This window comes from Aestuariimicrobium sp. T2.26MG-19.2B, from assembly GCF_950101875.1.
In the GTDB taxonomy this organism is placed as follows: Bacteria; Actinomycetota; Actinomycetes; order Propionibacteriales; family Propionibacteriaceae; genus Aestuariimicrobium; species Aestuariimicrobium kwangyangense.
Genome location: NZ_CATNLW010000002.1, coordinates 264,260 through 290,389 on the forward strand (window position 1 = coordinate 264,260; position 26,130 = coordinate 290,389).

Consider the following 26,130-nt stretch of genomic DNA (forward strand, 5'->3'; position numbering starts at 1 on the left):
CTGACCAGCATCGGTATGTATTGGAACCACTGAGCTGCAACAATCAGCCCTCCTGGCGCGAAGACCGCACACACGATGATCGCCGACTCGCTCACCAGCCAACGAAGTGACCCCAACCGGAAGAGCACGCCACTCCCCTACCGCTGTGGTGCCCGAGCGGAAACCGACGATGTCGCTGATGCAGGAAGAGCACTGCTCACCTCGGGTCGATGAACACGCGCTGGCACCCCTGAGCACGTATCCATGTCGGTGGCCAGCACCTCGACCGTGGAGTAATGAGCCGGAGGCGCACGCCAGAAGGAGGCTGCTCGTATGACCATGGATTTCCGGACTCCCACTTACTCCCCCCGCGCTTCCTCAGGCACGACCGGAACTGCCGCCTGCTCTGCCATCATCGCCACCGACGCCGCGGCTGACACCTGCAGTTCCGGCTCCACACCCGTGTGCTGGATCAGGACCAACACGCTGTGACCGTCGAGCACCCGGCTTGAACCTGCCTTGAGCGGCGCTGCCGGTGAGTCGTCCGCTGCGGTGTCGGCCGCCACGTCCCAGGCCTCGGCGTACTCCGCCGGCGGCAGTGTCACCTCCACCGGGTCGGGCCGGCCGTTGAAGTAGAGCAACGCGTGGTCGTCGATGATCGGGTTGCCGATGGCGTCCTTGCCGGCGATGCCATGACCGTTGAGGTACATGCCGATCACCCGGGCGCCGGGCGCTCCCCAGTCGCTGTCCTCCATCGGACGGCCCTGCGGGTGCAGCCAGACGATGTCGTTGAGCCGCTGCTCATCGCCGACCCTGGCGACTGCGGCGCCGGTGAAGAAGCGCTTGCGCCGGAAGGTGGGGTGCTCCGCGCGAAGTCGCGCGACGGTGGCGGTGAAGGTCGTCAGCGGCGCGTCGGCCTCGTCCCAGTGCACCCACGAGATCTCGGAGTCCTGCGCGTAGGTGTTGTTGTTCCCACCCTTGGTGCGTCCCACCTCATCGCCGGAGAGGATCATCGGCACCCCCTGACTGAGCAGCAGCGTCGCGATCAGGTTCCGCTGCTGCCGGGCCCGCGCGGCGAGGATGTCGGGGTCGGTGGTCGGCCCCTCCACGCCGTGGTTCCAGGACCTGTTGTGGCTCTCCCCGTCACGGTTGTCCTCGCCGTTGGCGTAGTTGTGCTTCTCGTTGTACGAGACGAGGTCGCGAAGGGTGAAGCCGTCGTGGGCGGTGACGAAGTTGACGCTGGCCACCGGGCGCCGTCCGGAGTGCTCGTACAGGTCGGCCGAGCCCGCGATCCGTGCGGCGAACTCACCCAGGTTCGGCTCGCCGCGCCAGAAGTCGCGGATCGCGTCGCGGAACTTGCCGTTCCACTCCGACCACTGCGGCGGGAAGTTGCCGACCTGGTAGCCACCAGGGCCCACGTCCCACGGCTCGGCGATCAGCTTCACCTGGCTGATCACCGGGTCCTGCTGCACGAGTTCGAAGAACACCGCCAGCCGGTCCACGTCATAGAACTCCCGGGCCAGCGCCGAGGCGAGGTCGAAGCGGAACCCGTCCACGTGCATGTCCACCACCCAGTACCGCAGGGAGTCCATGATCAGCTGCAAGGAGTGGGGGTGCCCGACGTTGAGGGAGTTCCCGGTTCCCGTGTAGTCCATGTAGTACTGCTTCTGGTCATCGACCAAGCGGTAGTACGCCGGATTGTCGATGCCCCTGAAGCTCAGAGTTGGGCCCATGTGGTTGCCCTCCGCCGTGTGGTTGTAGACCACGTCGAGGATCACCTCGATACCGGCGGCGTGCAGGGTCTTGACCATGCCCTTGAACTCCTGCACCTGCGAGCCCGGGTCCTTGATCGAGGAGTACTCGGCGTGGGGGGCGAAGAAGGCCAAGGTGTTGTAGCCCCAGTAGTTCTTCAGACCACGCTCCACCAGGTGCGCGTCGTGGACGAACTGGTGAACCGGCATCAACTCGATCGCCGTCACCCCGAGGTCCTGCAGGTGCTTGACCACCGCCGGGTGCCCGATCCCCGCGTACGTGCCGCGCAGTTCCTCCGGAACCTCGGGATGCAGCCAGGTGATGCCCTTGACATGCGCCTCATAGATCAACGACTCGTTGTAGGGAATGTTGAGGACGCGGTCACCGGTCCAGTCGAAGAACGGGTTCACCACCACGCCCAGCATCATCCGGGCGGCGGAGTCCTCGTCGTTGCGGGAGTTCTCGTCGCCGAAGGTGTAGCCGAACAGGGACTGGTCCCAGGCGATCTGCCCTTCGGTGGCCTTCGCGTACGGGTCGAGCAGCAGCTTGTTCGGGTTGCAGCGCAGCCCAGCGGCGGGGTTGAAGGGCCCATGCACCCGATAGCCGTACCTCTGCCCCGGGCCCACCTGCGGAAGGTAACCGTGCCAGACGTAGGCGTCGACCTCGGTCAACTCCACCCTGGTCTCGTTGCGATCCGCATCGAACAGGCACAACTCGACCCGTTCGGCGACCTCACTGAACAGGGCGAAGTTCGTCCCCCGCCCGTCGTAGGTCGCACCGAGCGGGTAGGGCGATCCTGGCCAGATCTGCATCCGGTCCTCCTCCTGTTGGAACGCCAGACTATCGACCGTGCTCCCTCCGGGAGTCGTGCGCGGCCGACCCCAGCCCGAGGACCCGGGAGCGCACGTCACCAAGCGCGATGCCTGCTCCGACAGCTGGTCCGTCCAACCGAGTGCGTGCGAGAACCATCCGTGCGGCGTCGAGGCGAGGCTTGTGCGCAGGGTCCTGTTCGCCGGGAGCCTTGAGGGCGGGTCTGGGCGGCGGGCATCAGCAGTGCATGGTGAGGTGCCGAGGGCCCAAGGGGGTTGACAAGTCGACGGAGTAAGCCGACCCGCCCATCCGACGCAGTCTGATGGTGGTGATGCTCGTACCCACACTCTCTGGTTCACTGCACGGTGACATCCAGAGGGAGTTGCGCTGTGCCAGGACGAGATGGGAGTCCATGAACCCACTCACTTCGAGCGCGTAGACACCATCATCCATGAAGGCGATCCCATAGTTGGAGGAAGAAACCGGGTAGATCAGCAGGGCCGCCAAGGCTCCCACGACAGTGATGGAGGCGGTCAGGCGCTTCCACGTGGATGCGTGGCGTGACAGCAGAGCCGTCAACGTGCTGCACGCTACTGTGCCGCAGAACACCGGGTAGAAACTGTTCGGGATCTCCTGTCTCCACTCCATCACGAGCCTGGCTGCGACCACGAGGACCGTGATCATTACGAGAGCAATGACTGCCTCGGTGGCCGCTCGTCGGCTGACTGGTCCCGTCAACATCTCGTTGAAGTCCTCCTTCAGGGCTGCACGGGTTCAGATGCGGACGCCGCGACCGTGGGTGTAGTAGACGTTCACCACGTTCCTGTACTCCCAAGGGGTTGCGGGATCCTTGCTGCTCTCAAACTCCACAGCCAAGTTCCGCCCGGGCCAAGGGTGTGTCTGATATGGGAATCTGTACACCTCCATCACGCCGGGATGATCACCAAACGACGACGCGGGGTAGAGGTACACGACTGGTGCCTCCGCGACCGACACACGCAGGGTGTCCAGCGGAGTGGGTTCGCATTGAAGCTCGTCAGACAATGTCTCGGAGAAGGCCATCGAACAGCGCAGATTCGGGACGGTGTCCACAAGTTGAGCGATCCTGAGAAACCCAGCGACTGCAGCGTCTGGCGACCTCAGCACTGCTGATCGGGATCCAAATATCTCATCCAGATGCCCAGTCCCCACTCCCAAATGGACAGCATCTAGCGAGGCCTGTTCAAACCAGTGGGCCACCTTGGATGGACGTGGCATGTTCGACCTCCTTCCGTCCAAGGGCTCAGCCGCAGTTTCCTCTTCACTCTGACGTTACCCGCCAACGCCCTCCGCAGTGCCCTGAGTCCCCAATTGAGTCGGAGCGAGTATGCCCGTATCGCTCGCAGCGCACGCGGGCTAGTCTCGTGGCTTCGGCCAGCGCCAAGCTCGCCACGTGCTTGGAAGTATCCAACCAATCATGACGATGACCACGAAGCCCGCGATCGCCAAGGCAGTCGCACTGGGTGCGTACAAGCCTCGGATCCAACCCCAGTATTCCATGGGGGTCATGGACTCATTCGGGTTGCGGTTGCGGACAGGCTGGACCATGTCTGCAGCCGCTTTGCTGTCAGTGAGCATCCAAGGCAGCCAGAGGAGGAAGGCCCCGGCCCAGCCCGCGGCGCACGCCACTGCAGCCCACCGCAGGAGTCGCCACGCGCCAGCGACGAAGCCAGCCCTTGTGATCATCTCTCGTCCACTCCTCGTCGCATGATCCTCTCGCTCCTTCATCTCGAACAGCCGTCCGGACCCGCTCAGGCGCCGGGGAAGAGGGTGAGGATGCAGGCCGCAAGGGTCGCGAGGATCAGGCCGATGATCGGGATCCCTACGGCGCCGTATCCCACGCGCTCACCGCGGCGATGGGCGGCGGCCAGCCGGGCGCTCCCGGCGACAGCCATCAGAACACAGAGAGCGCCCACCGACCACATCAACCAGCCGAGCACGGCGGCGATCCGGTCGGAGCCTGGTGGTGCGGTCGGTCTCGGGCCAGGCAGACCGTCCATCGGCAGCTCGAGCAGAATCTGCACGAACTGGGCGACGAGGTGCACGTCAATTCCCTTCCAAGCGCCTTCGGTTGGCCATCAGTTCCGGCCGGGGGCACTTCGCTCGTCGTCATGAGGCCACGCCCATGCTTTCATCGCTGGGGTGCATCACCCCAACGGTGCGCGAGTGCGCCTGCCGCTGGTGTCGGCTGCAAGGATGCGTGCATGACTCTCGGACACCTGATGGCGATCGCAGGGATGGTTCTCTACGGCGTGGCGAGCGTGCTCCAAGCCGCCGGGGCCCGACGAGCCTCCGGGCCGTCCGTGATGGCGCAACCCCTGTACCTCGTCGGCCTTGCCTGTGACGGGCTGGCCTGGCTGGCGTCACTGGTGGCGCTCGCCTGGCTCCCCCTCTTCGTCGTCCAGGCCGTCCTCGCTGCCTCGCTCGCCGTCACGGTGCTGCTCGCCGTGCCCGTCCTGCGCATCCGGCCGAGCCGGGGCCAGCTCGCCGCCATAGCGGTGGTCACCCTGGGCCTGGTCGTGGTGTCCGCGTCGGCCGGTGACGAGGCGCCCGCCTCCCCTCCCCCAGCGTTCACGTGGGCCCTGCTCGGGGCGACCGTGCTGCTCCTGGCCGCTGCAGCGGTCTCCTATGGCCGGGGCCACCCAGCGCTGTTGGGGCTGGTGGCCGGACTGCTGTTCTCTGTCTCGGCACTGGGTGCCCGAGCGGAGCACCTGGGAGAGCACGGTGTGCTCGATGCGCTGCGCCACGGGCTGACCTGGCTCGTCGTGGTCGCCGGTGTCGCGGGGGCGCTGATGTACGCCCGCGCCCTTGAGCGCGGCGCGGTGGGCACCGTGACCGCCGTGTTGTGGGTCGCGGAGGTCGTCGTGCCCGCGGCCGTGGGGTTGCTGTGGTTGCACGACCAGGTGCGCGCCGGGTGGTGGGCCCCGGCGCTGCTTGGGCTTGCCGCCTGCATCGGCGGCTGCATCGTCCTGGCTCGCGCCCCCGCCAACGCCGAGGCCTGACTTCGTCCGACCAAATCCTCCCAATCGCTTGACGCGAGCGTTACTCCAAGCTTTGGATTAACTCACTGTCACGAACGATCAAGGGAGATTCACGTGCAGAAGCCCCCCAATCCCTCCAATCCCGCCAGCCCTTCCATGCTCACCAGTCGCCGAACGCTCGGCCGCGCCGCCGGCATCGCCGGTCTCGCAGCGATGGGCCTGTCCGCACCCATGACCGCCCACGCCAAGCCCGCCCCTCCAGCCACCACCCCCTCCCCCGTGTGGGGACTGCGGGCAGCGCAGACCTGGGACCTCGTCCAGAAGTACTTCGCCACCCACGACGGCAGCCAGCTCTTCCGGGAGCGGTTCCCCTTCCAGGGCTCGCACGACAACCCCTACTCCTACGAGTGGCCCTTCTCGCAGGCGCACGGGGCCGCCCTCGACCTCACCGGCATGACCGGTGCCGGTCACCGGTTCGACCAGGCATTGGCCGACTGCCGCACCGGTCAGTCCCGGTACTGGAGCCAGTCCGGATCGACGGGCCTGCCGGGCCACGCCTCGTACCCGATGCCACCGTGGGGGTGGGGCGGTGACTTCTTCTACGACGACAACGAATGGGTCGGCCTGATCGACGTGCAGCGCCACCTCATGCAGGGTGGGGCCTCGTCCGATCTCGACGAGGCGAAGGCCATCTTCGACCTGGTGGTCAGCGGGTGGGACGACGACCCGACCCACCCCTCCCCCGGAGGTGTCTTCTGGACCCAGGCGAACTGGAGCTCCGACCGCAACACCGTCTCGAACATGCCCGGGGCAGAACTGGGTCTTCGCCTGCACCTGCTGACCGGCGAGCAGTCGTACCTCGACTGGTCGCTGCGCATGTACGAGTGGACGAACTCCACCCTGCAGCGTGCCGACGGCCTCTACCACGACAACATCAAGCTGTCGGGCGACATCGACCGCACCATCTGGAGTTACAACCAGGGCGTCCCGATCGGCGTCAACACGCTGCTGTACCTGGCCACCGGTGAGCGCAAGTACGTGGACGAGGCCCAGCGGATCGCCGACGCCGCCGAAGCCTTCTACGCCGGTGGCGCGCTGGAGAAGCAACCGCCGTTCTTCAACTCCATCTACTTCAAGAACCTGCTGCTGCTGGCCTCCGTCACCGGGCGCGTCGATGCGGCGGTTCGGATGGGTGAGTACGCGACGTGGGCGTGGCAGCAGCGCCGCGACCCCGAGACCGGCCTGTTCTACTTCCCCAACGACGACCCGACCAGGGCCGAGCTGATCGAGAACGCCGCCATGGTGCAGATCATGGCCGTGCTCGCGTGGCCGCAGCGTGACTGGGGCAAGCTCTACTGAGATCGGTGGGCGTCGGCCAGATGCCCGGTAGCCTGCGAGCATGGATGCTTTCGCAGTTCTGGCCGACGCCGCCCATCGTCCCGTCGACTCCGCCAACGCCCTCGTGCGCGGGCTCGACCTGGACGCGCTGCACGCCCGTCCCGACGGCAAGGGCAACAGCATCGCCTGGTTGATCTGGCATGCCGGCAGACAACTCGACTCCCAGGTGGCTGAGCTGACCGGACGCGACCAGGTGTGGCACACCGGCGACTGGGCCAGCCGCACGGGCATCCATCGCGACGACCAGGAGTCCGGCTTCGGTGACGACGACGGTGAGGTGGAATCGCTGCGGGTCAGCGACCCGTCGGTGCTGCCCGCCTACCTGTCGGCCGCGGTTGACAGTCTGCTGCACCATCTGGAGGAGATCGACGAATCCGCCTTGGACGACGTCGTCGACACTCGCTGGGACCCGCCCGTCACCCGAGGGGTGCGCCTGGTCAGCGTGATCGACGATGCGGTGGCCCATGTGGCGCAGGCCCAGTACGTCCGCGGGATCGTGGCCGACTGGAGCATCGGCTACTGACCCCGAGCCGTCCGCACCGTCGGCGGATTCTGGCCCCTCGCCATCTGACGATATGATGAGTTCATCATGCCGCAATCCTGGACCGCCCGACCCCTGTACGAGGTGAAGGCAGGCCTGTTCCAAGGCCTCACCCACCCGTACCGCATCCTCATCCTCGAACTCCTCGCCGACGGCCAGGAACACACCGTCTCCGAACTCGGTCTCCACACCCAGCTCGAGGCCTCCCACCTGAGCCAGCACCTGGCCGTGCTGCGCAAGAACCGCCTCGTCGTCTCCGAACGGCGTGGCAGCCACGTGTTCTACCGACAGTTCTCCCCCGCCGTCGCCGAACTGCTCACCGTCGCCCGCAGACTGCTGAAGGACCTGGCCGCCGATGCCAGCCTGCAGTGGGACGAGGTCGCATCGCTGCCCGAGATCCCCAGCCGATGACGACGACGGACTCGTCCCCCGGGTCGCCTCTGGCCTGGGCCAGGCAGGTGGTCGGACTCCTGCCCGCCGTGTCGGATTATCGCGACCTGCGCACCACGTGGCGGGGGGACGTTCTCGGTGGCATCACCGTCGGCGTGGTCGCGCTGCCGCTGGCGCTGGGGTTCGGGGTCAGCTCCGGAGTCAGCGCCGAGGCTGGTCTGGTCACCGCCATCGTGGCGGGGCTGCTGGCCGCCGTCTTCGGCGGCTCGAACGTGCAGGTGTCGGGCCCCACCGGGGCCATGGTCGTGGTGCTGCTGCCGATCGTGGCTCAGTACGGCGCCGGTACCGTCGCCACCGTCAGCATCATTGCCGGCCTGTTCACCCTGATCGCGGGCGCGCTGCGGCTGGGCCGGGCCGTCTCGTTCATCCCGTGGCCCGTCATCGAGGGCTTCACCCTCGGCATCGCGCTGATCATCTTCCTGCAGCAGGTGCCCCTGCTGACCTCGGGGCATCGGGTCGCTGCCGGCGCACACAGTTCCAATGCCCTGATCGCCGCCGGCCAGTCCTTGGCGCAGGCGGACTGGTCGTACCTGCTGTGGGCGGCCGGGGCTGCGGCGGTGGTCGCGCTCTGCATGCTGGTGGCACCGCGGGTCTACCGGGCCGTGCCCGGATCGTTGGTCGGCATCGTGGTGGTCGCGGGGCTGGCCGCCGTCGTGCCCAACCCGCTGGCCGTGATCGGCACCCTGCCGCACTCGCTGCCGGTGCCCGGGCTGCCCACGATCGACCCGTCGACCCTGGGTCACCTCGTCGCGCCGGCGCTCACCGTGGCCGCGCTGGCCGCGATCGAGTCGTTGTTGTCGGCGCGGGTCGCTGCGTCCCTCGACGACACCGGTCCCTACGACCCGGACCGCGAACTGGTCGGTCAGGGCGTGGCCTCCATCGGCGCCGGACTGTTCGGCGGCATGCCCTCGACGGGCGCCATCGCACGCACCGCCGTCAACGTCCGGTCGGGCGGACGATCGCGCCTGGCCGCCATCATCCACGCCTCCGTGCTGCTGCTGATCGTGCTCGTCGCCGCCGGTCCTGTGGGCCGGATCCCGCTGGCCGCACTCGGGGGCATCCTGATGGTCACGGCGGTGCGCATGGTGCACGCCGCGACGGTGCGCTCCATCCTGGGATCGACCAGGGGCGACGCCATCAGCTTCATCGTCACGGCTGTGGTCACCGTGTCGTTCGACCTGATCGTGGCGGTCGCGGTCGGGGTGGTCGTGATCGGCATCGTGGCGATCAGGAACATGGCCCGGGCCACCGGTGTGAGTCGCGAGGACCTGCCCGGTCAACCTCGCCCGGGGGACGAGCGGATCGCGACCCTGCGCCTGGACGGCCCACTCATCTTCGCCTCGTCCGACCGGGTCTTCGAGACGGTGACGAGCATCGAGCACGTCAGCGTCGTGATCCTGCGGATGTCGCAACTCGAACTGATCGATGCCAGTGGTGCCCGCGTGCTGACCGAGATCGTGCGCGCCCTGGAGCGCCGGGGCATCACGGTGCTGATCAAGGGGGTGCAGGAAGGCCACGAGCAGTTGTTCCAGAGCGTCGGCGTGCTGGCCTCGCTGCGGCACCACGAACACCTGTACACGACGATGGACGAGGCCGTCGCGCACGCCCGCAGCCACGTGGCCCGGGCCTCGTCCGCGGTGGGAATCGGCTGACGCCGCTCGCGCTCAGCCCCCGGTGCCGGTGTAGAAGGCGTACGTCGCGTCGGCCTGTCGCTGGGCGAGGTCGGGCTCGGTGCCTGCCGCGACGGCGGCTCGGCCCCAGGCGTCGGCCGCGCCGCGGTGGAACGCGCGGCCCTCATCGGTGGCGACCCACGCCATCAGTTCGGCTGGCGTCATCGACCCGCCCCGGCCCGACAGGTGCAGCGCGAGCCCCAGCAGGCCGCCCTCCCATCCGACACCGGTGGCACCCGGCCCGAAGGTCGCCGCCATCTCGGCGGGCACGTCGTCCTCGCGGGCGACGTGCTCCAGGTCGAAGCGGGTCTGTTCCCCCGCGGACTCGAGGCGCACCGTGACCCACGAGACCCCGCCCATCTCCCACGTGACCCGGTACCGGGCCGAGCCCTCGCTGGGAGGCTCGCACTCCAGTACCTCTCCCCCGGCGTTGCCCTCGAACTGGTAGCGACCACCCACCCGCAGCTCTCCGGAGACCGGCATGAACCAGCGTGCGATCCGGTCGGGGGAGGTGACGGCGTCCCATACTTCGTCCAGAAGGCTGGGGAAGGTCTGGCTGAGGGTCTGGACGAGCACCAGTTCACCGTCGCGCTCCTCGCGGCGCCAGCCGCGAGTCACAGCACCGAGTTGTCCAGTGACGTTCATGGTCGCTCCCGTGACGTGAGTGAGGGGTGGGGTCCGTCGGACGGCGCGAACGTCGTCCGACGGGCGGGTTCGAGGTCAGAGGTGCAGCGACTCGATCTCGTCGGCCGACAGTTCGAGTGTCATCGCCTGCGCGGAGTCGAGGATCGACTCGGGACGAGAGGCGCCGGGGATCGGGATGACCCGATCGCTCAGCGACAACTGCCACGCGAGCACGACCTGCTGGGGGCTGACACCGCGAGCCTGCGCGATCCGCTGCACGGCCGGGTACTTGCCGCCCACCTCCTTGGCGCCCCCCGAGCCACCCAACGGCGACCAGGGCAGGAAGGCGATGTCGTGATCGGAACAGAACTGCAACTCGCTCAGGGAGGTGTGGTTGAAGCGCAGTGAGAACTCGTTCTGCACAGCGGCCAGACCGCCCTCGCCCAGCACCTCGAGGGCGATCTCGATCTCTTCGACGTTGGCGTTCGAGATGCCGATCTCCTTGATCTTCCCCTCGGCCTTGAGGTCGGCGAAGACCTGCACGCAGTCGGCGTAGAGGCGGTGACGGTCGGGGCGGTGCCAGTAGTAGAGGTCGATGACGTCGACCTGCAGGTTCCGCAGGGACTTCTCGACGGCCTGGCGCAGGTACTCCGGTGAACCGTTGCGTCCCCACACATTGCCCTGGCTCCTGGTGATGCCGCCCTTGGTGGCCACCACGATCGAGTCCCGGTCCCCGGACCACGACTTCAGGGCGTGGGCGACCCGTTGCTCGTTGTGGCCCATCGTGTCCCATGAAGGGGCGTAGATGTCGGCGGTGTCGATCAGGGTGATGCCGGCATCGAGGGCGGCGTGGACGGTGGCGTCGGACTGCTCGTCACTGGGCAGGGGGTCCTTGAACGACAGGGGCATGGCCCCCAGCCCGATCGCCGAGACCTGGAACTGGCCGATGGTTCGCTGAGGTGCATTCATGTGACCCACTCTCGCACGGTCGTGAACCACGTCACACCTAGGCTCGTCCCATGAGTCCGCTGGATGACGAGGTGCTCGACAGGCTCGAGCGGAATGCGCAGGCGTTCCTCGACGAGGCTGCCCGGCTCGACGAGGCGGCCTCGGCCGTCGTCACCATCACCAACGACGGTGCCAGTGTCACCGTGAACGCGCGTGGTCAGCTGGTGGCTGTCGAGTTCCCGGCGACCCCGACCACGCCCGACCGGTGGAATCGACAGTTCGGTGAGGCCTACACCCAGGCCCTGTTCGAGCGACCCGAGGTGCAGGTCCCGCGCCTGGTGCCGGGCAACCCCGGCGGGCCGGCCCCCGAGGGCCCGCGCGCCCCGGAGCAGGACCTGGTCGCCGCACAGATCCGAGCCGACCAGGATCGGGCGCTCTCCCACCTGGCAGACCCGGACGAGGGGCCGGTCACGTCGACGGCCACCGTGCGGGGGGTGACCCTCACGGTGAATGCCGTCGAGGTGATCATCGACGCGATCGTCTCAACCGAGGCACTGCGTGACCACCAGAGCTTCACCGACCTGGGTGAGCACGTGATGGCCGCCTACACCGAGGCCTGCGCCCGGCTTGCGCCCCCGGTCCCCTGACCCGCCCCCTTCCCTGACCCGACCCCTTCCCTGACCCGACCCATTGCCTGACCCGACCCGATCGAGGAGTTCACGCATGCCGACCGACTTCCGCATCGACGCCTTCGCCGTCGTGCGCGCCAACGCTCCCCTGCAGGACGCCGAGTCTGTCCTGGCAGGGTTGAGCATCCCTGCCCCCGACCCGGCCATGTACGGCCAACTGGTCGGCAGCGCCGGCGCGACCACCGAACCGTGCACCACTGACCAGCACAACGACGTGGTGCTCGCCCTCTCGGAGGTCTTCGGTTCCACGTCCGATGGCCTGGCGGCCACCGGCAGCTGCTACCAACAGGTCGAGAGCGGCCACGTCGAGCTGATCGCAGACGCCATCGTGCGGGGACTGAACTGATGTCGGTCGCCGCGCCCACCGCCACCATGTCGAGGACTGCCGCCATGAGGACCGGGGCCACCACCGCGCAGCTCAACTCCGCCGTCGCGTTGCTGGGCGACAACCACGGGGCCAGCCCCTTCGGTGACCTCAAGGGTGCCGGGGCCGTGGTGGTCGACGTGGTGATCGACCAGACGATCGACACCGCGCAATGGGTCGCCGACCAACTGCCCCACGACATCTTCGGGTGGATCGTCGATGCCGTGGCCAAGGTGCACGAGACCTTCGAGCAGCTCACCGGTGACACCTCGCAGATCGGGGCCCATGTCGGTGCCCTGATGAGGGCCTCCCAGCAGGTGGCCTCCCAACAGGCCCAGGCCAGTGGCTGTGGGTCGGCCGTCGGCCAGATCTGGCAGGGACAGGCCTACGACTCGTTCTCGACCAGGATCCGCGCCCTCGGACGAGCCACCGGTGCCGTGTCGGGCGTGCTCACCAGCGCGGCCGAACGTCACCTGGTGCTGGCCGGGCAGTTGGCCTCCGCCAAGCGGGGCCTGATCGAACTCACGGCCGAACTGGTCAGGGAACTGTGCAACACCGCGTTCACCATCGTCCGGTCGTTGGGTCTGGTGGTGGCCGCCGGGGTGTGGGTGCTTGGTGCGGCCGCGCTCGGCGGAGGCATCTCGGGTGGTTTCAAGGGTGCGGTGAACGGTTTCACCAAGGGTGGCTTCGGCGGCATGATCAGCGGTGGTTTCCACGGTGCGGTCAGCGGTGCGAAGGGGAGCGTCGAAGCGGTGCTCAAGGTGGCCTTCGACCGGTTCGTGCAGTGGGCCATGGGCAGGGTCGGCCAGGCCCTGCAGAGGATCGCCGTGTTCGTCCGCCAGAACATCGACGTGATGACCGCCACCTTGGGCCAGATCGCCGACACCGGCATGCGCTCCCAGCGCGCAGCGGCCCTGCTGCGCGGCCAGAGCGACCCGGGCAGCGCCTCCGACGGGCCGTCCCGCGGCAGCTACGGTGACCGGGCACGAGGTGCCGACCCGCAGGCCATGGACGGTGACCTGATCGCCCTCAACCAGGCGATGGGTTCACCCGATGCTCCCCTTCCGCCGGGATACTCCCGCGCCACGGATGCCGATCTGGCGGCGCTCGGTCTGACCCGCGCTCAACTGACCGATCCGAACGGCTTCCAGGCCGAGGTGTTCAGGACACCGGAGGGCGGCTACGTGGTGGCCTTCGCCGGCACGGGCGCTGCTGGTGGGCAGTTCCAGCCGGATGCGGTCGAGGACGGGATCGGGGGCGCCACGGTCTCACCCCAGACCCAGCAGGTGCTCGCCATCTCTGACGCGATCGAACGCAGCAGTCAGGGCGACCAGGTGGTCTACACCGGCCACTCCCTGGGTGGGCGGCAGGCCGCCATCGCCGCCATCAACTCGGGCCAGCCGGCCGTCACCTACGACGCGGCCGGTGTCAGCCAGGCCACCGTCAACTACGTCGCAGAGCGCAACGGGGACGACCCGGCGGCCCTGATCAGCCGGGCGAACGACGACCAGATCCGCCGCTACTACGCCAGCGACGACCCGCTGACCGCCTTCCAGGAAGGCAACGGTGGCAGCGCGGCGGCGGCACTCCCCGACGCGATCGGTCGTCCGTACCCCTTGGGCGACGCCCCCGGCAACAACCCCTCGGCGGGGCAGGGCGTCCCCGACTTCGCCGGACACGACCTCAGCCATGCGGGCGACCTGTGGGAGCAGCGGTACGGATCGCTCAGGGAGTGATCAGCGGCGGGTGCAGGTCTTTCAGGCGCAGGGTGCGGCGGCGACTGACCACCAGCCAGAGCAGTCCGAGGTTGACCACCGAGAACAGCGTCAGGATCGCGAGGTCTCGCGCGAGGTGCGAGATCAGCCCACCCGAGATCACCACCCTGAACGCGTCGATCAGGTAGGTCATCGGCAGGAATGGGCTCAGGTGCGCGAAGAAGGGCGGCAGGATCTGCGACGGGTAGAGGCCCTGTGCCCCCACCAGTTGCAGGATCAGCAGCACCAGCAGCAGGCTCGACCCCGGCGTGCCCAGCGCGGTGCGCATCAGGTGAGCCACCAGTGACCACGCCAGGGCTCCGAGCACGGTGACCGTCAGGGTCAGCACCGGGTGCACGGGTGCCAGGTCGAGGGTCGTCCAGACCACCCCGAGCATCAGCAGCGAACCGGCGACGGCGATGGCCCCGATCGGCAACCAGGCGGTGAGGGCCACCCGCAGCGACGAGGCACGCCCGGCCAGGGCGCGGCCCGTGATCGCCCTCACCACCAGGAAGACCGAGATGCCGAACACCCACATGGCGATCGAGAAGAACATGGGTGCCAGGCCTCGTCCGTAGTAGAGGGCCGGGTTCTCGACGGTCATGTCGACCTGCGCGGGTGCCGAGAGCACCTGGACGGCCTTGTTCTCCTGGTCGGCGGTGAGCACGGGGATGCGGTCGACGCCCGCCTTGAGGCCGGCGGCGAGTTGGTGGGCGCCGGTGGCGAGCTGACCGATGCCGGTGTCGAGCTGGCTCGCTCCGGTCGACAGCTGGGCGAGCCCGGTCTGGAGGCTGTGTGCCCCGGTGGCGAGCTCCGTGGCACCCCGGGATGCGGTCGACAACCCCTGGTCGAGGCTGCGGGCGCCTGCATCGGCGCGGCCGATCCCCGTCTGCAGTTGGTCGGCCCCGGAGGCGACCTGATGGGCGCCGTCGTTGAGCGCGTTCACGTCGGCGATGGCCTGGTCGACCTTCGTCGTCAGGGTGTCGGAGTGGGCGACCGCCCGCTGCACCTGCTGGGCCCGGGCATTGATCTGCGCGGCTCGGGTGGATGCCTGGTCGGTGCGTGTCTGGGCGCTCGAGGTCGTCGACCGCAGTTGCTGCCAGCGCGGGTCCTGGGCGAGATCGGGGTTGGCCGCTTCGATCTGGGTGAGCAGGGATGCGGCTTGGTTGACGTCGGAGGCCACCGACGAGGTGGTGCCGGAGACCGAGGAGGTGAGCGCGGCCGCGTCCGTGGCCAGTGTGGTCGCATCGCCCTGCACCTGTGGCCAGGTGTCGCGCACCGTGGTCAGGGGCGGCACCACCGTGTCGCGCAGGGTCTGGGTGCCGGCGGCCACCTGGTCGGCGCCCGTGCTGAGCTGGGAGGCGCCGGTCTGGAGTTGGTCGAGCCCGGTGACCAGGCTGGATGACCCCTGGTGGGCCCGCGCGAGCCCGGTGCTCAAGGAGTCGGCCCCGCTGGCCAGTCGCCCTGCCCCCAACTGGGCGTCGGCGGCGCCACTGGCCAGTGCGGACGATCCGGTCCTGGCCTGGTCAAGACCGCTGGCGAGGTGGGCGGCCCCCTGGTGGGCCTCGACCATGCCGCTGCGCAGGGTCTGCAGGTTGGTGAACACCGCCCGGAAGTAGCTCTCGATGGCCGAGGCGTTGACGGCCTCGGTCACGGAGTCCTTGGCCTTGTCGGTGATCGACCCGATGACGAACCCGTTGGCGTCGTTGCGGTGCATGGTGATGTGGGCCCGTTCGGGGCTGTCGGTCTGGCCGCTGACGAGGTTGGTGGAGAAGTCGGCTGGCACCTGGATGGTCAGGTAGTAGCGCCCCTCGCGCAGCCCGTCCTCTGCCTCGGCGGCGTCGGTGGTGATGAATCGGAAGGTGCGCTTGGCCTGCAACTCCTTCACGAAGTCGGCACCGGCGTGGATGGTCTCGGTGTGGGTGGTGGTGTGGCTGCCCGAGGCAGCCTTCACCTCGACCTGGGTGGGTACGTCCTCGTTGACCACGGCGACCGGCAGGTTGCCGAGGCGTCCGTAGGGGTCCCAGTTGGCGCTGAGGTAGATGGCGGCGTAGAGCAGCGGGACGCACAGCACGAACACCAGGGCGATGGTGGGCAGCGGTCCGCGGAAGCGGCGCAACTCGAAGCGCGCCAGCCTCGACAACGGGAAGGGCATCAGGTCTCCTGGGGAGCGGGGGTCGACGAGGTGCACACGATGGCGCAGTTCTCGTACCGGGCGAGTCGGGTGAGGGCGGCGTGCACCGATCTCCACTGGTCGACGGTGAGCCTGGCGTCGACGTCGTCGAGGACGACGAGCCGGGCGGGGCGCAGCATGGCCAGGATCGCGGTGAGAACGGTCGTCGTGGCCTCGTCGAGGCTGTCGACGAGGGCATCGCCAGGCATCGAGATGAGGGGGTCGTCGCGCACCTCGAGCGCCAGTTGGGCGAACCGCCACTCGCCGGCGACGGTCTTGAGGTTGTCGGTCAGGGTTCGCTCGACGACCGCCTCGCGCACCAACAGCTGCGGTTCGAGGTCGACGAAGACACCGGCTCGGGCCACCGAGGCGAGCTGGCGGTAGTGGCGACGGTCGTGGGTCAGTGAGACGTCACCGATCCGTAGGTCGCCCTCGGTTCCCGACATGCGACCCGCCAGTGCGAGCAGGAGGCTCGTCCGTCCGCTGCCCTTGGGTGCCACGACGAGGGTGACCTCGCCCGACGCGGCATCGAGGTCGGTGGGCTGGACGACGGTGCCTCCGGGAGCCTGGACGCGAAGCCCGCGGGCACGCAGCACGGGTTCCTGTCGGCTCACGCCAGCAGTCCGCGCATCAACGCAGTCAGGGTGCTGGCGATGACGGAGTCAGGCCAGCGGTCGGGCACCACAGCCCGCTCGAAGCCCAGGTGCGACATGGTGGCCTGCAGCAGCCGTGCGGTCGACTCGACCGAGCCGCTGAGGCCGAGGTCGAGGCGGCCGATCTCGGCGACCATCTGCTCCAGCTGTGCCTCGCGAATCTGGCGGTAGGCACTGGCGGTCTCCGGGTCGTGCCGGGCCACCGATGCGACCTCGGCGAGGGTCTGGCTCCATTGGCTCGACTCGATCACGGCGCGTGTCAGCCGCCTGCCGATCGCGTCGGGGCTGCGGTCGTCCCCGAGCATGGCGACGTCTCCCACGACCCCTTCGGTGGTGGCCGACCAACGGCGCAGGCAGGCGGCCGCCAGCAATTCGGCCTTGCCGCCGAAGTTGGAGTAGGCGGCTCCCTTGGTGAAGCCGGCACGCTGGGCGATGCGGGTGACGGTGGTGCCCTGGTAGCCGTGGGCGAGGAACTCCTCGCCCGCCGCGTCGAGCAGTGCCTCGCGGACCTGGACGCGTTCAGGTCGGCTGCGGGTCGTTCCCCCGGTGGTGGACGCCGGCGGTGACATGCTGGTCGACGTATGGGCGGACGTGGTGGTGGTCGTCATCTCAGCTCCTCGATACCCTCGGTATTCAATACCATGGGTATCGAGCTGTCAACCACCCGAAAGGCTGTCCCCGGCCCGCCCGACAGGCGGTCGCCGCCCGACGCTGGGTCAGTCCCTGACGTAGTCGCGCAAGTGACGCCCCGTGAGCGTGGCCGCCTCGCGGACCAGGTCAGCCGGGGTGCCCTCGAACACCACCCGCCCCCCTTCGTGGCCCGCCCCGGGCCCCAGGTCGATGATCCAGTCGGCGTGCGCCATCACGGCCTGGTGGTGCTCGATGACGATCACCGTGCGGCCGGCATCGACCAACCGGTCGAGCAGGGTCAGCAATTGCTCGACGTCGGCCAGGTGCAATCCGCTGGTGGGCTCGTCGAGGATGTACGTGGCGGCGCCGGACCCCATGTTCACGGCCAGCTTCACCCGTTGGCGTTCGCCTCCCGACAGGGTCGACAGCGGCTGGCCGAGGGTCAGGTACCCCAGCCCGACGTCCTTCAGCCTGAGCAGGATGGTGTGGGCGGCGGGCGTCTTCGCCTCGCCCTGGATGAAGAACGACTCTGCCTCGTCGACGCTCATCTCGAAGACGTCGGCGATGTTCTTGCCGGCCACGGTGTGCTCGAGCACGTCGGCGTGGAAGCGCCGGCCGCCACACACCTCGCAGGTGGTGGAGACCGTCTCCATGAAACCCAACTCGGTGAAGATCAGTCCCACCCCGTTGCAGGCCTGGCAGGCACCCTCGGAGTTCGGGCTGAACAGGGCGGGCTTGACGCCGTTGACCTTGGCGAAGGTCTTGCGGATGGGGTCGAGCAGGTCGGTGTAGGTGGCGGGGTTCGAACGCCGGGAGCCGCGGATGGCGCCCTGGTCGATCGAGACCACCCCCGGCAGACCGCCCAGCGACCCGTGCACCAAGGAACTCTTGCCCGATCCGGCGACGCCGGTGACGACCACGAGTACCCCGGTCGGGATGTCGACGTCGACATCGCGCAGGTTGTTCTCGTGTGCACCCCGCACCTCGATCAGACCGCTGGGGGTACGCACCTGGGGCTTGAGCGCGACCCGGTCGGCCAGATGACGACCCGTCAGGGTGTCGGCGGATCTCAGCCCGTCGAGGTCACCCTCGTAGACGACCTCTCCCCCACCCTGGCCGGCACGCGGCCCCAGGTCGACGACATGGTCGGCGATCGCGATGGTCTCGGGCTTGTGCTCGACAACCAGAACGGTGTTGCCCTTGTCGCGCAGGTCGAGCAGCAACTGGTTCATGTGCTCGATGTCGTGGGGGTGCAGTCCGATGGTGGGCTCGTCGAAGACATAGGTGACGTCGGTCAACGACGATCCGAGGTGGCGGATCATCTTGGTGCGCTGGGCCTCGCCACCCGACAAGGTGCTCGACGGCCGGTTGAGCGAGAGGTAACCCAGGCCGATCTGCACGAACGCGTCGAGGTGGGCCCGCAATCCCTTCACCAACGGCGCCACGGAGGGGTCGTCCACCGTGCCGATCCAGGCAGCCAGGTCGGTGATCTGCATGTCGCACAGGTCGGCGATCGACTTGCCCTTGATCAGTGAGGTGCGGGCGTGCTCGGCCAACCGCGTACCGCCGCACTCGGGGCAGGTCTGGAACGTGACGGCCCGCTCGACGAAGGCGCGCACGTGCGCCTGCATCTGCTCGGGATCCTTCGAGAGCATCGACTTCTGCAGTTTGGGCACCAGTCCCTCGTAGGTGACGTTGATGCCCTCGACCTTGATGCGGGTGGCATCGCGGTAGAGCAGGTCGTGCATCTCCTTCTTGGTGTAGCGGGAGATCGGTTTGTCGGGATCGAAGTAGCCCGACCCCTTGAAGATGCGCCCGTACCAGCCCTCCATCGAGTAGCCGGGCACCTTGAAGGGGTTCTCGTTGAGCGACTTGGACGAGTCGTACAGCTCGTCCAGGTCGATGTCCGAGACCTTCCCGATGCCTTCACAGCGCGGGCACATGCCGCCCAGCTGGTGGAAGGTCGCAACCTCGCGCTTCGTCCGGTTGCCGCGTTCGACTGTCACCCCGCCCTGGGCGGTCACGGTGGGGGTGTTGAACGAGTACGCGGTGGTCGAGCCGAGGTGGGGCTCCGCGATGCGGCTGTAGAGCAGCCGCAGAAGTGCGTTGGCGTCGGTGACGGTGCCCACCGTCGAGCGGACGTTGGCGCCGAGGCGTTCCTGGTCGACGATGATCGCGGTGGTCAGACCCTCCAGTGAGTCGACCTCGGGACGATCGACGGTGGGCATGAAGCCCTGGACGAACGCCGAGTAGGTCTCATTGATCATCCTCTGTGACTCGGCGGCGATGGTCTCGAAGACCAGCGAGCTCTTGCCCGATCCCGACACCCCGGTGAACACCGTCAACCTGCGTTTGGGCAGGTCGACGGAGACGTTCTTGAGATTGTTCTCTCGCGCTCCGACCACGCGGATCACGTCGTGGTGGTCTGCGGGGTGGATCGCCATCGGCTGCCTCTCGTTCGGACTCAGGTCACTCTGCGGGCTCGGCGGCGCGACTGGGCAACGCGGGAGCGGTCTCGGGGTTCACACCGGGTGGGAGGGCCCAGAAGCCACCGCCGCGGTTGACGCGGCGGTTGAGCGCGAGGGCAGGCTTCCACAGGGCCAGGCCGGTGCCGGTCGCGAGGGCAGCACCGACGAGGACGTCGAGGGGGTAGTGCGCTGCGGCGTACATGCGGAAGAAACCGACGAACAAGGTGGCCAGCACGCCGACCACCACGATCCAGCGGTACCGGCGGTGTTCATTGGCGGCCACCAGGCACGCACCGATGGTGATCGCCGCGACGATCGCGGTGTGCCCGCTTGGCATGCTCATGTTGTCGGCGTAACTGGTCATCGCGTCGAGGTGGTCGGGACGAGGCCGGTGGGCCAGGTCCTTCACGAAGTGACCGGGCAGCCAGGCCAGTCCTGACACGAGGGCGAAGGTCACCGCCATGAACCGGCGGCGGAACAGGAAGATCACCACTGCGGCGGCCAGGATCACCCACGGCGACCAGGCCGGGCCGACGTAGACCTCGACGGCCTTGCTGACTGGGTTGAGCCACGACTCCCGGGTGGTCTTGATCGTGTCCAGCACCTGCCACTCACCGTCATCGTGGGGGTTGATCCGGGGGGCCATCAGGCCCACCAGGAACGAGACCACCAACAGCGGCAGCCCCACCAGCCACGTGAGCGGGGAGCGGGTGGGGGTCGTGCCCCGGGTAGCAACAGTCACCCCAGAAGTATGCACGCAGAAGCACTCGGCGACGAGACCACCCGACGTGGCATCACAAGGCATATTGTCTGCGCAGGCAGACAGCGACCCTCGCTGGGCCGGATCAAGGAGTGACGATGGGATCGGGGAAGAGTGAGCGCGTCTCCGCTGAGGTCAAGGGCCACGCCACCCACGTGGGCGAGTCGCGTGTCGTCGAGTGGGGCGCGAGGGCTGGCTACGTCGCCTCCGGCATCGTGCACCTGCTGATTGCCTGGATCGCCTTCAGCCTCGCTCTCGGCAAGCGCTCGGGTGAGGCCGACCAGTCGGGTGCCTTCCGCGCTCTGGCGAGTCACCCCGCCGGCAAGGTGCTGATGGTGGCCATGGTGGTGGGGCTGGTCCTGCTCGCTGTGTGGCAGATCACCGAGGCGGTGCGTGCCCCCGAGTGGAAGCAGAAGGCCAAGCCGCTGGGCAAGTTCGTCGCCTACCTGATCCTGGCCGCGCCGGCCCTGTCGCTGTTGACCTCGCACCAGACCAACTCCGGCAGCCAGACCCAGCAGACCACCCGCACCGTGCTCTCGATGCCTGGGGGCAAGCTGCTGGTCGTCGCCGCCGGCCTGCTCGTGCTCGGCGTCGGTGTCTACCACGTCTACAAGGGCTGGAAGCGGAAGTTCCTGCAGGACCTGGTCGAGAACCCGGGACGTCCGGCCGAAACGCTGGGAATGGTCGGCTACATCGCCAAGGGTGTCGCCCTGGTGGTCGCTGGAGGCCTGCTCGGCTGGGCCGGGTTGACCGGTGACACCGGGCAGGCGCGCGGTCTCGACGGAGCCTTCAAGGCGGTGTTGGCCGTCAGTTTCGGTCGTGTGCTGGTGGTGGCGATGGCCGTCGGCTTCGTCTGCTTCGCCGCCTACTGCGGGGTGAGGGCCAGGTTCGGCCGGGTCTGACCGCTCTTCACGTCGTGCCCCTGCGCCTGACACTCGTCCGGGGCGCCCTGACCCTCGTTCAGAGCGCAGGGGTGGCGAAGCCCCCGTTGGACAGCAGCAACTGCCCGCGGATCCAGCTGCCACGTTCCGAGAACAGGAACCGCACGAGGTCGGCGACGGTGCTGGGCTCCCCCAGCCTGCCGGCGGGGGTCTGTCGGGCCCCTGATTCGCGGATGGCATCGTCCATCCAACCCGTGTCGATCGGGCCGGGGTTGATCACGTTCGACCAGATGCCGCGGTCGGCGAGTTCGTGGGTGGCCGCCAGCACCAGGCGGTCGAGCGCACGCTTGGTCGCCCCGTAGGGCAGGTTGTTCACGGTGTGGTCGCTGGTGAGGGCGACCACCGGGCCACCGGGGCAGGGCTGCTGCTCGGCGAAGGCCTTGAGCACCAGCCAGGTGCCCCGGACGTTCACGGCGTAGTGGCGGTCGAAGCTCTCGACCGTCGTGGTCAGCAGCGACGAGTCGACCGACTCGCAGTGGCTCATCACCAACCCGGTGACGGGGCCGATGCCGGCGGTCAGTTCCTCGACGAGCCGGTGAGGCACGGCGGGGTCGGACAGGTCACCGGGGAGCAGCAGCACCCGTCGTCCCAGTTGGCGCAGTTCCTCGGCCAGGGCGTCCACGTCACTCGTCTCGTGGTTGACCCGCTGGTCGTAGTCGGAGAAGTAGCTCAGGCCCAGGTCCCACCCGTCCTCGGCGAGGCCACGGGCGATGGCTGCGGCGATGCCGCGGCGTCGTCCCACACCGGTGAGCAGGGCGATCTTGTCGGTCATGAATCCAACCTAGTCGGTCGGCCCTTCCGCCCCGGTGGGCATCGCGGCCGGACGGGCCGCACGGGTCGCGCCGACACTCGCGCCGATGACGCAGGCGATCGCCAGCCATTGCAGGGGCGCCAGCCACTCCCTCAGCAGCACCATGGCGGCCAGGGCGGCGGCGGCTGGTTCCAGACTCATCAGCACGCTGAAGACGCGGCGGTTCATGCGCCTCAGGGCCATCAGTTCCAGGCTGTACGGGATCACCGAGCTCAGCAGTCCCACGGCCAGCCCGATGCCGATCACCGCGGGGTCGAGCAGGGCGGATCCCCCCTCGCCGATCGCTGGCCCCGCCAGCACGACCGCCCCCACCAGGCTGGCGACCGCCAGCCCCGTCAGACCGGGCCAGGTACGGCCGGTGCGTTCGGCCAGCACGATGTAGCCCGCCCAGAAGGCCCCCGCTGCCAGGGCGAAACCCACGCCGACCCAGGTCAGGCCGTGCGGGGTGAATCCGAGCAGGCCCACGCCCACGGCGGCGAGCCCCACCCACACCAGGTCACTGCTGCGCCGCGACAACACCACGCTCAACGTGAGCGGGCCGAGGAACTCAAGGGTCACCGCCATGCCCAGGGGAATGCGTGCGAAGGACTGGTAGATGCTCCAGTTCATGCCCAGCAACATCACCCCGAACAGCAGGGCGACGACCCAGTCACGGCCACTGCGGGTGGTGAGCCGCGGCCGGGCCAGGGCGAGGAGGACGACCGCCGACGAGACCAGGCGCAACCACACCATCGAGGTCGCCGGGATGGTGCCGAACAGATGTTTGGCGATCGCCGCGCCCACCTGCACCGAGAGGATGCTGGTCACCACCAACCAGGTCGCCGGGATCCGGTCGACGGCTCGATTCGGTGAGCTCTCGGCAACGGACACGTTCAAACTCTAGGGTCTGGCGAATCGTGCTCCAGAACCCGCTAGGTTCGAAGACATCCCCACACACACAGGAGTGTCTTTCCCATGACGTCCCCCCATCGAATCGCCGTTCTCAGCGCGTGGCACGTGCACGCAGAGGAGTACGGACGAGCAGCCCAGGAGCACCCCGACACCGAGTTGGTGGCGCTCTGGGACGACGATGCCACCCGCGGCCAGGAGATGGCCGACAAGCTCGGGGTCGAGTTCGTCCCCTCCCTCGACGACCTGCTGGCGCGAGATGACCTCGACGGGGTCACGGTGACCACCGCGACCACGGCGCACAGCGAGGTGATCGGCGCTGCGATCGCCGCGGGCAAGCACATCTTCACCGAGAAGTTGCTCGCCCCCACCGTCGAGGAGTGTGATCGTCTGGTCGAGGCGGCCCGCGAGAAGGGCGTCGCCCTCACGGTCTCGCTGCCCCGCCTGTTCCACGGCTACACCCTGGCCCTGCGCGCCGTGCTCGACTCGGGCGAACTGGGTGACCTCACCTACTCGCGCGTGCGGCTGAGCCACAACGGGTCGGTCGCCGACTGGCTGCCTGCCCGCTTCTACGACGCCAAGGACACCATCGGCGGTGCGTTCACCGACCTGGGCGCCCACCCGGTCTACCTGACCAACCTGATCCTCGGCGGCGAGAACGCCGACGGCCGCTACGCCAGCGTCCGATCCACCTTCACCGACGTGACCGGACGGGGCGTCGAGGACAACGCCTCGGTCACCGTGTCGACCGAGGCCGGTGCCATCGGTGTGCTGGAGACGGGGTTCGTGTCGGGTCTCAGTCCCTTCTCGATCGAGATCGAGGGCACCCGCGGTGGCCTTCGCTATGGCTTCGAGGGACGCACCATGACGGTCACGTCCCGCGAGGGCAGCCGGTCGGTCGAGGTTCCCGAGGACGCGGCCACCCCGTTCCAGCGCTGGGTCACAGACCTGCAGTCCGGAACTCCGGTCAACGAGACCCTGGCACCGGCCAGGGCCCTCACTGCCCTCCTGGTTGCGGCCAACGCGGCGGCTGCTCACTGAGGTCACACTCAGCGGTGCCACCGGGCAGGCGATGCCGGCTGCGGGCGACCCACCCGTAGACCGGACGACCGATCGCCTGCCCCGGTGGCGTCCCCAACAATCGGCCCGCCCCACGCCATGGCCACCGGCAGGTGCGTAGCGCCGCGGCGATGGCTGCGGCCCCGTACACGACGCGACCCCCTGCATCGACGAAGGGCACCTCGCGTCGGGCTCGTCCGAGGTCGAGCTCGGCACTCAAGAGGGCTCCCGCGGGATCCGGTGGCTCGGCGAGGCTGAGCGGAATCACGGCAGCCCTGGCCCCCATCCGTCGCAGCCAGCCAACGGCCCGGGTGCAGAAGCCGCAGTCGGGGTCGTACAACAAGGTCCCGTGGTCGTCGTCCCGAGTCATGTCACCTTCCCGCTCCCCTGCTGATCCTGATCCGCGACACCGGGCAGGCGCAGCGGCGTCACCAGGCCGGCGTCGCGGTGGGCCAGACGCAGCCATCGAGCCTGCTCCGGCGCACCCACGTGCTCCAGCAGCCCGGTCAACGCGCCCCTGAACTCACCACCATGCACGGCCACCGCCGGCTGGCCGTTGGCTGACTCCACCACGTGATGGGCCAACTCGTGGCAGAGCGTCAACCGGGTGCCACCCCACTCGGCGAGCCTGATCTGTGGTGGGCGTTGACCCCGGGCAGCGCGGTAGCTGGACTGCCGCACACCGGAGGCATGGATCACGACCACCGGGCGAAGGCCCCATTCGATGCAGGTCAGGGTGGCGAAACCCTGCGCGGCGGCCAAGGTGGTGAAGACCAGGGCCGGTTCGAGCACGAAACGCGCACCGAAGCTGGTGACTGCTCCTCCGGCCGTGCCGACCCGCTCCAGCAGCGCCTCCAGCCGGTGTTCGGCCAGGTACACGGCGTCGCGATCGGGGTCGTGGGCCACGGCTGCCACCGGCTCAGCCACCGCTCACCTGCCTCGCCGACGACATCGACGCGCGGGCACCGGCGCGTCGTCCCGCCTCGGACGAGGGTCCCCGGGTCGCCATGGTCGCGCTCCCCCGCCAGGCGGAACGCACCCGCAGGCTCCTGACACGCTGCCGGTGGAACTCGTTGACCTCCTCGGTCTTCTCCCGCAGGGCCAGACTGGTCACCGAGACCCGCTTGCCGTCGGCGACCGCTGACTCGGCGGCGTGGCGTCGTTCGGACTCGGCCACCGCCTCGTCCCTCGCCTCGGTGAACCGCCGCTGGATCTCGGTGATGAACCCTTCGTAGAAGCTGCGTCGGGCCACCCTGGCGGTCATCGGCTTGCGGACGACCCGCCCCCATCGGTCGACGCCGGCGTCGTAGTGCTCGTGGCGCCAGTCTCCGGCGCGCAGCCAGGCGTTGCCGAACCGCACCATCTGTTCGGAGAGGGCCACGTGGATCGCCTCGGTCACGTCGAGGTCGGAGGGGAAACCCATCGGGTACATCACCGAGGAGTTCGTGGCGATCAGGCAGCGGACGTCGTTGGCGGTGGCCACCACCAGGAAGAGGGCTGCGACCTGCTTGAGGTGGTGCTGGCCGGGACGGCCCAGGTCGATGGTGCGCTCCTCGGGTGTCTCCCGTGCCTCGGTCTTCGCCTGGCTGCGACGGGCGACCGCCAGTTCGACGGAGTACCGGCTGGCCAGGGCCTGAGCCTTGGCGAACAGCGCCTCTGCCTCGTCGACCGAATCGGTCGACTCGGCCTTCGCCAGCAGCTTTCCGATGCGAGTGATCACTGATTCCACCCCGCCAGCCTAGGCTCGC

General features: G+C 68.5%; 26 protein-coding genes. 10 read left to right on the forward strand and 16 right to left on the reverse strand.

What is annotated here, in order from left to right:
* Window positions 1-338 precede the first annotated feature (338 nt).
* From glgX to QQZ11_RS11035, 4 genes are all read right to left on the reverse strand, one after another.
* The gene (gene glgX / locus QQZ11_RS11020; RefSeq protein WP_284550431.1) at window positions 339-2,543 is read right to left on the reverse strand and encodes a glycogen debranching protein GlgX; all 2,205 of its coding nucleotides are present in this window, start codon (window positions 2,541-2,543) and stop codon (window positions 339-341) included.
* A 235-nt stretch (window positions 2,544-2,778) separates the two neighbouring features.
* Window positions 2,779-3,120, reverse strand: a complete 342-nt coding sequence (locus tag QQZ11_RS11025; protein WP_284550432.1) for a hypothetical protein — start codon at window positions 3,118-3,120, stop codon at window positions 2,779-2,781.
* A gap of 195 nt (window positions 3,121-3,315) precedes the next feature.
* Window positions 3,316-3,798 (reverse strand): hypothetical protein, encoded by a 483-nt coding sequence (locus QQZ11_RS11030; RefSeq protein WP_284550433.1) that lies wholly within the window; start codon window positions 3,796-3,798, stop codon window positions 3,316-3,318.
* A gap of 533 nt (window positions 3,799-4,331) precedes the next feature.
* A complete protein-coding gene (locus QQZ11_RS11035; protein WP_022910167.1) occupies window positions 4,332-4,625 on the reverse strand; it encodes a hypothetical protein in 294 nt (97 codons plus the stop codon).
* A 159-nt stretch (window positions 4,626-4,784) separates the two neighbouring features.
* Here QQZ11_RS11035 and QQZ11_RS11040 point away from each other — a divergent pair, with 159 nt between their 5' ends.
* The 5 genes from QQZ11_RS11040 to QQZ11_RS11060 all read left to right on the forward strand — a co-directional run bounded on the left by QQZ11_RS11040 (window position 4,785) and on the right by QQZ11_RS11060 (window position 9,602).
* Window positions 4,785-5,582, forward strand: a complete 798-nt coding sequence (locus QQZ11_RS11040; RefSeq protein WP_022910168.1) for a hypothetical protein — start codon at window positions 4,785-4,787, stop codon at window positions 5,580-5,582.
* Between the two features lie 93 nt (window positions 5,583-5,675).
* Complete coding sequence (locus tag QQZ11_RS11045; protein WP_284550434.1) at window positions 5,676-6,920, forward strand: glycoside hydrolase family 76 protein; 1,245 nt, start codon at window positions 5,676-5,678, stop codon at window positions 6,918-6,920.
* A 40-nt stretch (window positions 6,921-6,960) separates the two neighbouring features.
* Complete coding sequence (locus QQZ11_RS11050; protein ID WP_284550435.1) at window positions 6,961-7,482, forward strand: mycothiol transferase; 522 nt, start codon at window positions 6,961-6,963, stop codon at window positions 7,480-7,482.
* 66 nt (window positions 7,483-7,548) lie between these two features.
* Window positions 7,549-7,911: an ArsR/SmtB family transcription factor gene (locus tag QQZ11_RS11055; RefSeq protein WP_284550436.1), complete on the forward strand. Its 363-nt coding sequence runs from the start codon at window positions 7,549-7,551 to the stop codon at window positions 7,909-7,911.
* Entirely contained in the window at window positions 7,908-9,602 is a 1,695-nt protein-coding gene (locus tag QQZ11_RS11060) for a SulP family inorganic anion transporter (RefSeq protein ID WP_022910172.1), read from the forward strand. Before QQZ11_RS11055 ends, QQZ11_RS11060 begins: the two co-directional genes overlap by 4 nt.
* Window positions 9,603-9,614: 12 nt before the next feature.
* Here QQZ11_RS11060 and QQZ11_RS11065 read toward each other — a convergent pair whose 3' ends face one another.
* Together QQZ11_RS11065 and QQZ11_RS11070 are read right to left on the reverse strand one after the other, a co-directional pair.
* Window positions 9,615-10,265 carry an SRPBCC domain-containing protein gene (locus QQZ11_RS11065; protein WP_022910173.1) on the reverse strand — a complete coding sequence of 217 codons (651 nt, stop codon included), beginning with the start codon at window positions 10,263-10,265 and terminating at the stop codon, window positions 9,615-9,617.
* Between the two features lie 75 nt (window positions 10,266-10,340).
* Window positions 10,341-11,213: an aldo/keto reductase gene (locus QQZ11_RS11070; protein WP_284550437.1), complete on the reverse strand. Its 873-nt coding sequence runs from the start codon at window positions 11,211-11,213 to the stop codon at window positions 10,341-10,343.
* Window positions 11,214-11,263: 50 nt separating this feature from the next.
* Between QQZ11_RS11070 and QQZ11_RS11075 the strand changes: the two genes are divergently transcribed.
* The 3 genes from QQZ11_RS11075 to QQZ11_RS11085 all read left to right on the forward strand — a co-directional run bounded on the left by QQZ11_RS11075 (window position 11,264) and on the right by QQZ11_RS11085 (window position 13,981).
* Window positions 11,264-11,839: a hypothetical protein gene (locus QQZ11_RS11075; protein WP_284550438.1), complete on the forward strand. Its 576-nt coding sequence runs from the start codon at window positions 11,264-11,266 to the stop codon at window positions 11,837-11,839.
* Between the two features lie 76 nt (window positions 11,840-11,915).
* On the forward strand, window positions 11,916-12,227 hold the full coding sequence (locus QQZ11_RS11080) for a hypothetical protein (protein WP_284550439.1): 312 nt from the start codon (window positions 11,916-11,918) through the stop codon (window positions 12,225-12,227).
* Complete coding sequence (locus QQZ11_RS11085; protein WP_284550440.1) at window positions 12,227-13,981, forward strand: hypothetical protein; 1,755 nt, start codon at window positions 12,227-12,229, stop codon at window positions 13,979-13,981. Before QQZ11_RS11080 ends, QQZ11_RS11085 begins: the two co-directional genes overlap by 1 nt.
* Here QQZ11_RS11085 and QQZ11_RS11090 read toward each other — a convergent pair.
* The 5 genes from QQZ11_RS11090 to QQZ11_RS11110 form a co-directional block, all read right to left on the reverse strand.
* A complete protein-coding gene (locus QQZ11_RS11090; protein ID WP_284550441.1) occupies window positions 13,971-16,154 on the reverse strand; it encodes a YhgE/Pip family protein in 2,184 nt (727 codons plus the stop codon). The genes QQZ11_RS11085 and QQZ11_RS11090 overlap by 11 nt on opposite strands.
* Window positions 16,154-16,786: an ATP-binding cassette domain-containing protein gene (locus tag QQZ11_RS11095; protein WP_284550442.1), complete on the reverse strand. Its 633-nt coding sequence runs from the start codon at window positions 16,784-16,786 to the stop codon at window positions 16,154-16,156. Before QQZ11_RS11095 ends, QQZ11_RS11090 begins: the two co-directional genes overlap by 1 nt.
* The gene (locus QQZ11_RS11100) at window positions 16,783-17,433 is read right to left on the reverse strand and encodes a TetR/AcrR family transcriptional regulator (RefSeq protein ID WP_284550443.1); all 651 of its coding nucleotides are present in this window, start codon (window positions 17,431-17,433) and stop codon (window positions 16,783-16,785) included. The genes QQZ11_RS11095 and QQZ11_RS11100 overlap by 4 nt, the downstream gene beginning before the upstream one ends.
* A 108-nt stretch (window positions 17,434-17,541) precedes the next feature.
* Complete coding sequence (locus QQZ11_RS11105) at window positions 17,542-19,899, reverse strand: excinuclease ABC subunit UvrA (protein WP_284550444.1); 2,358 nt, start codon at window positions 19,897-19,899, stop codon at window positions 17,542-17,544.
* 25 nt (window positions 19,900-19,924) lie between these two features.
* Window positions 19,925-20,665: a phosphatase PAP2 family protein gene (locus tag QQZ11_RS11110; RefSeq protein WP_284550445.1), complete on the reverse strand. Its 741-nt coding sequence runs from the start codon at window positions 20,663-20,665 to the stop codon at window positions 19,925-19,927.
* Window positions 20,666-20,781: 116 nt separating this feature from the next.
* Between QQZ11_RS11110 and QQZ11_RS11115 the strand changes: the two genes are divergently transcribed.
* On the forward strand, window positions 20,782-21,585 hold the full coding sequence (locus QQZ11_RS11115; RefSeq protein ID WP_284550446.1) for a DUF1206 domain-containing protein: 804 nt from the start codon (window positions 20,782-20,784) through the stop codon (window positions 21,583-21,585).
* 58 nt (window positions 21,586-21,643) lie between these two features.
* On the opposite strand, the gene QQZ11_RS11120 is transcribed toward QQZ11_RS11115, so the two are convergent.
* Window positions 21,644-22,396, reverse strand: a complete 753-nt coding sequence (locus QQZ11_RS11120) for an SDR family oxidoreductase (RefSeq protein WP_284550447.1) — start codon at window positions 22,394-22,396, stop codon at window positions 21,644-21,646.
* A 9-nt stretch (window positions 22,397-22,405) separates the two neighbouring features.
* The gene (locus QQZ11_RS11125) at window positions 22,406-23,305 is read right to left on the reverse strand and encodes an EamA family transporter (protein WP_284550448.1); all 900 of its coding nucleotides are present in this window, start codon (window positions 23,303-23,305) and stop codon (window positions 22,406-22,408) included.
* Between the two features lie 84 nt (window positions 23,306-23,389).
* Here QQZ11_RS11125 and QQZ11_RS11130 point away from each other — a divergent pair, with 84 nt between their 5' ends.
* A complete protein-coding gene (locus QQZ11_RS11130; RefSeq protein WP_284550449.1) occupies window positions 23,390-24,364 on the forward strand; it encodes a Gfo/Idh/MocA family protein in 975 nt (324 codons plus the stop codon).
* Here QQZ11_RS11130 and QQZ11_RS11135 read toward each other — a convergent pair.
* The 3 genes from QQZ11_RS11135 to QQZ11_RS11145 are packed head-to-tail and all read right to left on the reverse strand — an operon-like array spanning window position 24,321 to window position 26,111.
* Complete coding sequence (locus tag QQZ11_RS11135) at window positions 24,321-24,752, reverse strand: thiol-disulfide oxidoreductase DCC family protein (protein ID WP_284550450.1); 432 nt, start codon at window positions 24,750-24,752, stop codon at window positions 24,321-24,323. The genes QQZ11_RS11130 and QQZ11_RS11135 overlap by 44 nt on opposite strands.
* Window positions 24,749-25,309, reverse strand: a complete 561-nt coding sequence (locus QQZ11_RS11140; RefSeq protein ID WP_284550451.1) for a hypothetical protein — start codon at window positions 25,307-25,309, stop codon at window positions 24,749-24,751. The genes QQZ11_RS11135 and QQZ11_RS11140 overlap by 4 nt, the downstream gene beginning before the upstream one ends.
* Complete coding sequence (locus tag QQZ11_RS11145) at window positions 25,302-26,111, reverse strand: DUF2786 domain-containing protein (RefSeq protein ID WP_284550452.1); 810 nt, start codon at window positions 26,109-26,111, stop codon at window positions 25,302-25,304. Before QQZ11_RS11145 ends, QQZ11_RS11140 begins: the two co-directional genes overlap by 8 nt.
* Window positions 26,112-26,130 lie beyond the last annotated feature (19 nt).